Consider the following 12,313-nt stretch of genomic DNA (forward strand, 5'->3'; position numbering starts at 1 on the left):
AGGGGATGGCTTATGAGTACACATGATTTTTTAGCTAACTATACAAAGCGCTTTGTTGATAATAAAGCGGAGGAACTAAGTCTGGATGAATATCTAGAGCTTTGTAAAACAGATCCTTCAGCCTACGCAAACCCAGCGGAGCGATTACTAATGGCCATAGGCGAACCTGAAATGGTCGATACTCGCCACGATCCTGTTTTATCACGTATCTTTTCCAATAAAGTTATTCCTCGATATGCCGTATTCAGAGAGTTCTTTGGTATGGAAGAACCCATCGAGCAAATTGTAGGTTTCCTTAAACACTCTGCCCAAGGCTTAGAAGAAACCAAGCAAGTTCTCTACCTGCTTGGTCCTGTTGGTGGGGGAAAATCATCTTTGGCAGAAAAGCTGAAAGATTTGATGGAAAAAGTTCCTTTTTATGCAATCAAAGGTTCACCTATTTACGACTCACCCCTGTCCTTATTTGATCCAGAGGAAGATGGGCAAATTTTACTTGAACGCTTTGGTATCCCCACGCGCCATCTGCGCTATGCGATGTCTCCCTGGGCTATTAAACGTTTGCATGAATACAATGGCGATATTAGTCAGTTTCGTGTCATTAAAGTCAAACCCTCCCGCATGAAACAAATTGCGGTTGCGAAGACAGAGCCTGGTGATGAGAACAACCAAGACATTTCATCACTGGTTGGAAAGGTTGATATTCGTAAACTGGAAGAGTTTTCCCAAGATGACCCAGATGCCTACAGCTATTCCGGCGGCCTTTGCCGTGCTAACCGGGGCTTGATGGAGTTTGTGGAAATGTTTAAAGCACCGATTAAAGTGCTTCATCCCTTATTAACCGCAACTCAGGAAGGCAATTACAACGCTACAGAAGGCTTATCGGGCTTACCCTTCGAAGGAATTATCGTCGCGCACTCTAACGAGTCAGAATGGCAGACCTTTAGGAATAACAAGAATAATGAAGCCTTTATCGATCGGATTAACATCGTTAAAGTGCCCTATTGTCTACGTGTCTCTGAGGAATTACGTATTTATCAGAAGCTGCTTGATAACAGTTCTTTGACCGAAGCACCCTGTGCACCGGGAACCCTGGATATGCTGGCGCAATTTTCTGTGCTCACCCGTTTAAAAGAACCACAAAACTCCAGCATTTATTCAAAAATGCGTGTTTATAACGGGGAATCCTTAAAAGATACGGATCCGAAGGCAAAATCCTACCAAGAATACCGCGATTTTGCCGGAGTCGATGAGGGTATGAGCGGTATTTCTACTCGTTTCGCCTTTAAGATTTTATCGAAGGTCTTTAACTTTGATCATTCTGAGGTCGCAGCTAATCCAGTGCATTTGCTCTATATCCTTGAACGACAAGTCGAACAAGAACAGTTTCCCCAAGAGCAGCACGAAAAATATTTAACCTTTATCAAGGAACATTTAACACCCAAGTATGTTGAATTGATTGGCAAAGAAATTCAAACCGCCTATCTCGAGTCTTATTCTGAATATGGGCAAAACATTTTTGACCGTTACATTACCTATGCTGACTTCTGGATTCAGGATCAGGATTATCGTGATCCTGATACCGGAGAAATCTTTGATAGAGGTTCACTAAATGTTGAATTGGAAAAGATTGAAAAACCAGCAGGAATTTCCAATCCCAAAGATTTTCGTAATGAGGTCGTTAACTTTGTACTCAGGGCACGCGCTAATAATCATGGCAAAAATCCAGTCTGGAACAGCTATGAAAAATTAAAAACTGTGATTGAGAAAAAAATGTTTACCAATACCGAGGATTTACTGCCTGTTATTTCTTTCAATGCCAAAGCATCTGAAGATGATAAGAAAAAACATGAAGAGTTTATTGCTCGCATGGTTGACAAAGGCTACACCCGTAAACAGGTCAGATTACTCTGTGAATGGTATCTAAGGGTTAGAAAATCGCAATAAGGTTGAATCCGAATTTGCCGTTCCCGCGAAAGCGGGAACCTAGATCTAACTAGGCACAATGCCAACTCTTGCCTTTAGGGGAGGGAGCCTCAGTGTCCATTGCTTAATGGAAGGACCATAGTATGTCGCAACTGATAGATAGACGACAAAATGCAGGTAAAAAAAGCACGGTTAATCGCCAGCGTTTTCTGCGTCGTTATAAAAATCAAATTAAACGCGCTGTATCTGATGCGGTAGGAAAACGCAGCATTACTGAAATTGATCAGGGTGAGCAAATCTCTATTCCAGCCAAAGATATCTCTGAACCCCGCTTTCATCGTGGCCAGGGAGGACGGGTCGAACGAATCCTGCCCGGGAATGATGAGTTTATTGCGGGCGATAGAGTCAAACGTCCAAGCGGTGGTAATGGCGGAGGCGGTAGTCAGGCCAGCGATACTGGCGAAGGAGAGGATGATTTTGTTTTTCAACTTTCTCGTGAAGAATTTCTCGAATTGTATTTTGAAGACCTCGAGCTACCTGATTTAGTTAAGAAAGAATTGGCAAAGATGACAACCTATAAAACCGTGCGTGCTGGTGTCAGCAGCAGCGGGATTCCTGCCAATATTAACGTAATCCGCTCAATGCGCCAGGCAACTGGCCGGCGAATGGCCTTGTCCTCACCGTACAAACGCCAACTACGGGAAGCTCTGGAAGAATTGGCTAAGTTAGAAGCCATTCCCAATCCCGATAAAGTTGATTTACTACGCTTGCAACGCGACATTGAGTTTTTAAAGAAGAAAATCCAATCCGTACCCTTTATTGATACCATCGACCTGCGTTACAACAATCGCATCCGAATTCCCGCGCCATCTACTCAAGCCGTAATGTTTTGTGTCATGGACGTCTCAGGCTCGATGGATGAAGCGAAAAAAGATATTGCCAAACGGTTCTTTATTTTGCTCTATCTTTTTCTTACTAAAAATTACGAGAAAATTGAGTTGGTCTTTATTCGTCATCACACCTCGGCAAAAGAAGTGAATGAAGAAGAGTTTTTTTACTCCCGCGAGACAGGCGGTACAGTAGTCTCCAGCGCACTAGAATTGTTATATAACATCATTGAAGCCCGTTATCCTGCTGCCTCTTGGAATATCTATGTCGCCCAAGCTTCTGACGGCGATAATTGGAATGCCGACTCGCCCTATTGCCAAGAGCTCTTACAAGAAAAAATCATGCCCTTGCTGCAGTACTTTGCCTATATTGAAATCATGCCGCGCCACCACCAAAGCCTTTGGGAAGTTTATCAATTGGTAAAAGGGGTATTTCCCAATTTTGCTATGGAGAATATTGATAATATTGCCGATATTTATCCAGTATTCCGCGAATTATTCAAAAGGAAAACCACATGAGAAAAGAACCTTTATCTATTGGTGCCGAATGGACCTTTGATCTAATTCAAACCTATGATAGGGAAATATCTCGCCTGGCAAAGGATTTTAAACTAGACACTTATCCTAACCAGATCGAGATTATCACCGCAGAACAGATGATGGATGCCTATGCCTCTGTTGGTATGCCGATTGGCTATCACCATTGGTCATTTGGCAAGCATTTTGTTGGCGTTGAAAAAAGCTATAAGCGGGGACAAATGGGCTTAGCCTATGAATTAGTCATCAATTCGAATCCCTGCATTTCCTATTTGATGGAAGAAAATACGATGGCCATGCAAGCCCTGGTTATCGCCCACGCTTGCTATGGTCATAATTCCTTTTTTAAAAACAATTATCTTTTCAAAATGTGGACCTCTGCCGATGCGATCATTGATTATCTGGTCTTCGCTAGAAACTATATCAGTGAATGCGAACAACGACATGGTATTGACGAGGTTGAGGCCGTTCTTGATGCCTGCCATGCATTGATGAATTATGGTGTGGATCGTTATAAACACCCGGCAAGTTTATCAATGCAGGAAGAGAAAATTCGCCAGGAAAATCGCGAAATTTACTTACAATCTCAAGTTAATGAATTATGGCGCACTATTCCTAAAGCCAAGGAAGCCGATGGAAGTGGCCGAAAGAAACGATACCCCGAAGAGCCCCAAGAAAACATTCTCTATTTTATTGAAAAGAACGCCCCTTTACTGGAGTCCTGGCAACGTGAGATCGTGCGTATCGTAAGAAAAATTGCTCAGTATTTTTATCCCCAAGGCCAGACCAAAGTAATGAATGAAGGCTGGGCTTGCTTTTGGCATTATACCCTGCTACATGCCCTCTATGATGAAGGCTTGGTGACTGATGAATTCATGCTGGAAATCCTGCAAAGCCATACCAATGTTATTATGCAACCAGCCTTTAACAGCCCTTATTTTAATGGCATCAACCCTTACACTTTGGGCTATCACATGATGCAGGATATAAAACGCATCTGTGAAAATCCAACGGATGAAGATAAACAATGGTTCCCCTATTTGGCTAACCGCCAATGGCTAACAAGCCTAGATGAAGCCATGCGCAATTTTAAGGACGAAAGTTTTATCGCCCAATACCTATCCCCACGATTAATACGTGACTTAAAGCTATTTTATATTGTTGATGATGATAAAAGCCCCGATTTGCTGGTCAGCGCAATTCATGATGCCCAGGGTTATCAGGCAATCCGCGAAGCCTTATCGAGACAATACAATCTTGGCTATCTTGAACCCGATATTCAGGTCTATTCAGTTGATGTGGAAGGCGATCGTTCTCTGACCTTGCAGTATATACAGCAAAACCGTGTTCCCTTGGGTAATAACACGAATGAAGTGCTTAAGCATTTACATACTTTGTGGAAGTTTCCAGTAACACTGCAAGCCATAGACGCACAAGGTCAGGTAGCTGCTGAGTTTCATTGCCCGCCGGTTACGACAACTAAGACAGCGGTTTAATGAGCCCCGCAGGCGGATGAGGGGCAGCGATCTAACCCTAACTACCTGCAAGTTCTATCGCAAAAGCCAAGGCTAACTTTGTGAAATTCACCATATGCTCGGTATTCAACAGGTTCATGGTATCGGAAGAGGTGTGCATAAAGGGATTATGATCCTCAAAACTAGTTTCACAGGGAAAGACCACAGAAAAACCAGCCTCAGACCAAGAAGCATGATCACTACAGCTATAACCGCAACTCGAATAAGCAACTGGAACCTTGATGTATTCCTCGATTAATTGTGCCGTAAAAGCAGTTAAACCTGGCTCAGTATTATCGAGGAAGAGCCACATCGTTGGATCATCATCCTGATGCCGAAAGCCAGTCATATCAAATTGAACCACTGCTTTTACCTTGATTGCCCTCTCTTTGAAATAAGCAACGACACGCTGAGAACCTAGCAAACCCGACTCTTCAGCTGCATACCAAATAATATAAACAGGGTGTTTCAAATGATTTTCTGAGGCAAGCAGTACCCGCGCCATTTCGAGAATAGTTGCAGAACCACTAGCATCATCGCCAGCACCAGGCATTCTACCTGCAAGGGTATCCATATGCGCGCCGATCACAACAGCTGGCGCCTTTAGATCCTTACCAATAACAGTGACCACAGAGGGTTGAATATAGTCGTTACCCGTTTCAACTAAATAAGTAGCTGTATCATGACGCCCCTGGCTACGCGCTAAGTCTTCAAATTGGTTTTGTAGCCATAATGCGGTCTGATAACCCGTTTCCTGTTTAGCAAAACGGTTGTGGTAACTGGTTAGATGGCTCAAGGTTTGCCAGATATTTGTTGAGTCAATTTTAGCAATAGCCTGATAGACAGCTTCCCTATGGTTAATCCTATAATTGCCCCTTTTATAAGCCGGAACCTTAATCGTTGCTGGCTGCAACAAAGCTCTGGCAACTTCTTCTTTGGACTGGTGGCTGAGGTTTTTAAAACGACCGCAAGCCACCTGATCAGCAAGCAAAGCAAGCTCATCTACTTCTGCCGCTGGGATGTTAATGATTTTAAAGTTCTTGTTTTCAGCCAAGATCGAATAGTTTTTGTCTAACTTAGCGGCCAAACACTGGGGTATTTGTAATTGTTCCATCTCGTTTTGGGCTTGGGCAAATACTGGGCTTAATACACAAAGGCTCAAAATAAAGTTAAGGATAATTTGAGGCAAGTGCATTAATTTTCTCCGTCCGATATGTTAAATGTCGTCCCCGCGAAGGCGGGGATCCATCTGTGATGTAGTTCAGTGCGGCCTTTAGGGATGGATTCCCGCCTTCGCGGGAATGACTCTAATTCTGCTATGGGCCAAATTTGCTGGCCATTCTAGCAAGCGAAGAGTTCTTCATGATAGTGCATAATGATTTTTTTTTGTTCTCAATATTATTGATAATCATTTTCATTTGTTATAAAGTTTCACTTTCCTTGAACTGCCCTCCTGGTGAACAATGAAACTAAAAAAAATACCCTATTACCTTCTTCTAACCCTTCTTACCTTGGGAGCTAGCCTTATTATTGGCTTCTTAAGCTTTACAGGGATGTTTACCTTAGCACCGATTCTCGGTCTTGCGATTGGCTCTTTAATCCTGTCAGTTGCTTATGAGGGGGAGATTTATTTACAAAATATTAAAGGCGCTCTAAATAAACTCTTTAAGCGAGATTTCCTGAAAAATCAGTTAGGTAATGATGCGCTACTAAAATTATTTGAAAATAATACCATCGATACCGAAGCAGAAGATTGTCCGCAATTTTTCAAGGATTACCAAGCTCAACTCAAATTACTGCATAAGTTTGATCACAAGCGCTTAGATGAAAAATCAGAAAAGGCCAAGCGCCAAATCGAGAAAAAACTAAAAGACATGGAAAGATGGTTCGCCTCACAACTCTTTGCCGAGGAAGGGGGTGAGCTAACACCTTATGAAAGAGAGCTCAGTAATTGGCTGAATGAAAGCATGCAAGATAAATTGCTAAAAGCCTATCGCGCAGCCTTTGATGAAGAAATGCAATTAGATGAATCTAGCGAACAGGTTGACGAATGGATTAATAATTATCTAAACATCCAATTTGAAAAGCAGACCATCAATCCCGACGCAAACGATTGCCCAGCACTTTTCAAAGAATATAAGGAACAACTCCTGGCGCTGCAGGCTCAGCAAGAAAGTGACGCTGCAAATGATGAGGAAAGCGATTTCCTTATTCTGGAATCCACTCGTGTGGACGAATCCAGAATACAGCAGGAAGCCAAGCTGAAGCAGATGCGACAACGTTTCGCCCAACTGATGCTTGCTAACAATCTACAAGCGAAAAATCTAACAGCCCCTGAGCAAGAATTGTTGCAATGGATGCAAAAAAACCCGCGTGGCGAAGCAAAAGCTTTATATTCAAAGCGCGAAACAACTTATAAATGGGTTATCGCCTTTAGTGCGGTCTCTGGTTTCTTTATGAGTCTGGGGATTACCTACCTATTGGTCGAAGCCTTTTCCATGCTGCCTATTTTAGCGGCCATTTCTGCAGCCACCTTGCCGGCAATTATTGTCCCCTTGGCTTTGATTTGCGGCGCAGCCTATACCTTCCTGATTTATAACGCAGTAACCGATATGATTCATAACGATACACTGCGCAAATGGTATTACAAAATACGTGATGATCTAAAACAGGGCATTACTCTACGCTCTGTTTCGCTTGCCGTATCGGCTGTTGTCTTACTTAGCCTGACTATCGCCTTGACAGTTTGTACCGCAGGGACCTGGTGGACTGTTGCTAAAAACGCCCGCCCACTTTTCGAGTGGATGCGCAGAATGCCCAGTTTTATTATGGGCGTGGTTACCCCCCTTTTCCTTGGTGTTTCCCAGCTGATCTTTAATCTGCAGAATACCAGCGAATCCCTGGAAATGATTGACAATGCCACTAGGGCAGAAGAAGGCTTTTTTGCACGAATCGCCAAGGGCATTGCGGATACCTATCACCATGTGATGGATAATGAAAACTGGTTACAGATCATTAACCCCTTCCGTTTACTATTAAAACTAACAGTAACTCCGCTACGCCTACTCTTCTTCTTTGGCCATTTGATTAGTATTGGTGTTACTGCGGATCGTGTCCCTGGTATCCCGGAAATTGTATCGGCAATTCTCGGCATCATCAGTGAAGGATTCGAGGATGCTCATTATTTTGTTGGCGATCTTTTGCATAATCATGACCACCATCATCATGGTATCAAGGATCTAGCTAGAGAACGCCTTGGCGAAGGCCATGGCCATTCTCATGACAACGATATCCCATCCCGCCTGCTCAACTTCATCTTCACACCGCTCTATGCCGCAGCAGCAGGTTGGGATTATGCAGCGACGCGTATGGTTAACAAAACGGCAGAAGACTGCGGCCTTATGCAGGTAGAGGGAGAAGAGAAACCTTCTTTCGACCAGTTAAGAGAAACCTTACAAGGCAAGAATGCCGTGGTTTCCCATAACAATAAACTTTACTATGCCAATCAACGAACCGAGAAGGTTAAGGAAATTAAATTAACCCCAGCGAACCAGGAAAACTATGAGGCTTTACAAGCAAAATGCGCTGGGGAACACCGCTTCGCCCAAGCTGAGGAGTTGGAGTCGATTGCGTCCCTAACCAAATCAAATAAGCATAGCATTGGTAAAGAACTCTCTTGGGAAGAATCCTGGGATAAACAAAAGGGGCAGCCTCCCAAAGAGTCGGTCGAAATCAAGCCAACTGCAGCCAAACCATCCAAGGAATGGCAACTTGAACATTCGGTTCACCGCATTGATCAGTACTTGGACAAGCATTTGAACCAGGCAAAGATCAATGGACAACTTGCCTCAGAAAAAGCAGCAGGCTTACTGGAATTACGTAGAGATTTACGGGATATGCATGAGGCTGATGAGGAAGAAATTAAAGTCCGAATTTCTCAAGAGACTGCAAAGCAGGTTTATGGGCAACAGCGCTTCTTCGGTCTGGGTTATAAAACACGCACAGAAGACTTTCTTGCTGATTTACCTGAACGCATTAGTTCGGCGCCTGTGGCTTAAGTAAATATCGTCATGCGAACGCAGTGCCCCTTCCATCATCCTGGAGCGTAGCGAAGGATCTCCTGAATGTGGCACTGTGCCAATTCCGGAGACCCTTCGCTACGTTCCCAAAGACGAACGTCATGTCGAACGTAGAGAGACATCTCCTGATGTGTAGCACTGTGCTAATCCCGGAGATCCTTCGCTACGCTCCCAAAGACGAACGTCATGTCGAACGTAGAGAGACATCTCCTGATGTGTAGCACTGTGCTAATCCCGGAGATCCCTCACTATGTTCGGGATGACGGGCTATGTTAGGGTGACGAGAGTGACCTATTACCCTACGATTCCAACAAATTCTTCAACCCCGCCAAATGAGATTTAGCCAAAGCCTTAGATTTAGCCTCATTCTTCTCCCCTGATTTTCCAAACCATTCAAGACTGTCCTGGGGTAACTCATCGAGGAAACGGCTGGGCAGGCAATCTTGCATCTCGCCAACACGGCGGCGTTGCTTGGCCAGAGTCAAACATAGACCTTTCTGAGCTCGAGTAATCCCCACATAAGCGAGGCGGCGTTCCTCTTCAATTTGATCATCGTCAATGCTCACCCGATGTGGTAGGAGCTCTTCTTCCATTCCCACCAAATAAACAAAGGGAAACTCAAGCCCCTTTGAGGCATGCAGAGTCATTAATTGCAAGGTAGAGCTATCTTGCTCTTCGGCCTGTTCAAGGATATCAATCAGGATTAATTTATTGACAACATCAGCTAACTTCAGCTCGGGCTCCTTGGCTAGTAATCGACCTACCCAATCTAAAAGCTCCCAGACATTATCCATGCGTTTTTGTGCTTTTGCTGGTGTATCACAGAGTTCATAAATATAAGCTTCATAGCCACTGTCTTCGATCATTTCACGCAAAACCTCGACCACAGACTCAGAGTGTAGACGTGTTTTAATCCCTTCCAGCCAGGACTTAAAGTGCTGCAAAGCAGCTCGGGGTTTATCAGCAATCTGTTCTGTTAAAGCGAGGTGATCAGCGCAACTATAAAGATTTTGCCCTCTGCCCTGCGCATAATGACCTAAAGTATCCAGACTGGTCTCACCGATTCCGCGTTTTGGCGTATTGATTACCCTTAAAAAGGCGGCGTCATCCGCTTCATTGCATAATAACTTCAGGTAAGCAAAGGCATCTTTGACCTCAGCACGGGCAAACCAGGACTGCCCGCCGCTGATACGGTAGGATATGCCGTGATGGCGTAACACCTTTTCAAAGACTCGTGACTGATGGTTGCCGCGATATAAAATGGCATAGTCGCCGTAGTCCGTTCGACTGCGGAGCTTATGGCTTATCATGTCGGCGACAACCTGCTCTGCCTCATCATTCTCATCCTTACAACACAACACCCGCAGCATTTCGCCATGCCCGAGGTTTGACCATAACTTTTTGTCAAACAAGTGGGGGTTATTCGCTATTAAATGGTTTGCTACGTGCAGGATGCGCGAAGTTGAACGATAATTCTGCTCCAATTTAATCAGCTTTAAATTAGGATAATCCTGTTGCAACTGAGAAAGATTCTCCGGCTTCGCCCCACGCCAGGCGTAGATAGACTGATCATCATCACCGACCACGGTGAACTGGGCGCGTAAACCGACTAATAATTTCACTAATTTATATTGCGAGGTATTTGAGTCCTGATATTCATCAACCAATAAATGGCGGATTTTATTTTGCCAGCGCTCTAAAACCTCAGAATGGTTAACCAAGAGCTTCACTGGCAGGCGAATCAGATCGTCAAAATCTACTGCGTTATAAGCTTTTAGGGATTGTTGGTAGCGTGGATAGATCAGCAGGGCATCGTCAAAGACCGCTGAATCAGCCTCTCTTCTGGCGGCATCTTCTGGCTCAAGCAAATCATTTTTCCAACGGGAAATCTGCTGCTGAATCTGCATAAGATAATCCCGATCACTAGACTTACCCACGGGTAAAAAGCTGCGTAGAAGTTGCTGGCAATCTTCGCTATCGAAAATTGAAAAGCCTGTTTTTAAGCCGCATAAACTCAGATCACGCTTGATAATCGATAAACCCAGAGTATGGAAAGTCGCTACCTTTAATCCTCGGCGACTAGTGGCCGGCAAAACCGAAGCGACCCTTGCCCGCATTTCATTCGCCGCCTTATTGGTAAAGGTTACTGCGCAAATTGTATTGGCCGCATAGCCACAATTTTCGATGAGATAAGCAATTTTTTGGGTAATTACCCGGGTCTTCCCTGAGCCGGCACCGGCGAGGACTAATAAAGGTCCATCGATGTATTTTACTGCGGCTGTTTGTTGGGGGTTTAGCATTATGTGATTCTCAAAAAAAATCGACATGGGGGTTAGAAATCCCCTCATCCGCCCTTCGGGCACCTTCTCCCCTGAAGGGGAGAAGGGAAATATGTTCTTCGGGGGCGCATTATCTCTCGGCTCTAACAGGCAAGCAATCTGAATTTCTCAGGATTATGTTAGAATAGCCCAGATTTTTTGCATCCTAGGGCTAACAATGAAAGAAACCGATTCCTTACAACGCTTTTTGTTTGAGAAAGCCAGTATTCGCGGCGAAATCGCGCATCTAAAAGAAACCTATCAAACCATTATGAATCAACGTCCCTACCCCCCCATGGTAAAAAACTTACTTGGCGAGGCTTTGATTTCCTGTTTGCTTCTGGCTGGAAGCATTAAATTTGAGGGTGAACTAAGTCTGCAATTTCAAGGCGATAAACGCCTACCCTTATTGTTAGTGCAGTGTGATCATCAATTGCATATGCGAGCTTTTGCAGGCTATCAGGACGATCTGGAAATGATCGACTATGCCGAAGCCTTTTTGAAAGGGCAGATGGTGTTAACGATTAACCAATATAATACGACTCAGAGTTATCAAAGTATTGTCCCCATCCAATCCACTGCGATGAGTGAAAATTTAACACATTATTTTGCCCAATCGGAACAGGTCGCAACCCAGGTTTGGCTAGCTGTTGGCGATGATATGGCCGCAGGGATGTTATTACAGCTAATGCCCGGCCAAGATAGTCAACAGCGTGAGCAATTCTGGGAATATGCTGTCGTCCTTGGCCAAACTGTTAGTGAAAAGGAATTACTAACCCTGAACAATGAAACCCTGCTGCACCGGCTTTATCATGAAACTGAGCTGCGTATTTTTGATGGCCGACCTATCAGTTTTCGCTGTCGTTGTAGCGAAGAAAAAATGAAAGAGGTTTTAAAGATACTTGGCGAAGAAGAGGCTAAGGCGCTCTTGAAAGAACGGGAAAAGATAGAAGTCAGCTGCGATTTTTGCAATAAACATTACAGCTATGATGCTATTGATATTGCTATGCTTTTTCTTAAATCCTAAAGGTATCCCTCTCATCTCCCTTCTCCCC

At 44.1% G+C, this 12,313-nt stretch carries 7 protein-coding genes; 5 read left to right on the forward strand and 2 right to left on the reverse strand.

The window, feature by feature from the left end:
• Nucleotides 1-12 precede the first annotated feature (12 nt).
• From BN1094_RS01095 to BN1094_RS01105, 3 genes are all read left to right on the forward strand, one after another.
• Nucleotides 13-1,944: a PrkA family serine protein kinase gene (locus tag BN1094_RS01095; RefSeq protein ID WP_043872587.1), complete on the forward strand. Its 1,932-nt coding sequence runs from the start codon at nucleotides 13-15 to the stop codon at nucleotides 1,942-1,944.
• Nucleotides 1,945-2,066: 122 nt separating this feature from the next.
• Entirely contained in the window at nucleotides 2,067-3,329 is a 1,263-nt protein-coding gene (locus BN1094_RS01100; protein WP_043872588.1) for a YeaH/YhbH family protein, read from the forward strand.
• Nucleotides 3,326-4,843 carry a SpoVR family protein gene (locus tag BN1094_RS01105; RefSeq protein ID WP_043872589.1) on the forward strand — a complete coding sequence of 506 codons (1,518 nt, stop codon included), beginning with the start codon at nucleotides 3,326-3,328 and terminating at the stop codon, nucleotides 4,841-4,843. Before BN1094_RS01100 ends, BN1094_RS01105 begins: the two co-directional genes overlap by 4 nt.
• A gap of 37 nt (nucleotides 4,844-4,880) precedes the next feature.
• On the opposite strand, the gene lapA is transcribed toward BN1094_RS01105, so the two are convergent.
• The gene (gene lapA, locus BN1094_RS01110; RefSeq protein WP_081934924.1) at nucleotides 4,881-6,056 is read right to left on the reverse strand and encodes an aminopeptidase LapA; all 1,176 of its coding nucleotides are present in this window, start codon (nucleotides 6,054-6,056) and stop codon (nucleotides 4,881-4,883) included.
• A 268-nt stretch (nucleotides 6,057-6,324) separates the two neighbouring features.
• Between lapA and BN1094_RS20185 the strand changes: the two genes are divergently transcribed.
• Nucleotides 6,325-8,919 carry a hypothetical protein gene (locus tag BN1094_RS20185; protein ID WP_052403061.1) on the forward strand — a complete coding sequence of 865 codons (2,595 nt, stop codon included), beginning with the start codon at nucleotides 6,325-6,327 and terminating at the stop codon, nucleotides 8,917-8,919.
• 320 nt (nucleotides 8,920-9,239) lie between these two features.
• On the opposite strand, the gene BN1094_RS01120 is transcribed toward BN1094_RS20185, so the two are convergent.
• Nucleotides 9,240-11,240 carry a UvrD-helicase domain-containing protein gene (locus BN1094_RS01120; RefSeq protein ID WP_043873631.1) on the reverse strand — a complete coding sequence of 667 codons (2,001 nt, stop codon included), beginning with the start codon at nucleotides 11,238-11,240 and terminating at the stop codon, nucleotides 9,240-9,242.
• 196 nt (nucleotides 11,241-11,436) lie between these two features.
• Between BN1094_RS01120 and hslO the strand changes: the two genes are divergently transcribed.
• Entirely contained in the window at nucleotides 11,437-12,285 is an 849-nt protein-coding gene (gene hslO, locus BN1094_RS01125) for an Hsp33 family molecular chaperone HslO (RefSeq protein WP_043872590.1), read from the forward strand.
• Nucleotides 12,286-12,313 lie beyond the last annotated feature (28 nt).

Source organism: Legionella massiliensis (assembly GCF_000756815.1).
GTDB lineage: Bacteria > Pseudomonadota > Gammaproteobacteria > Legionellales > Legionellaceae > Tatlockia > Tatlockia massiliensis.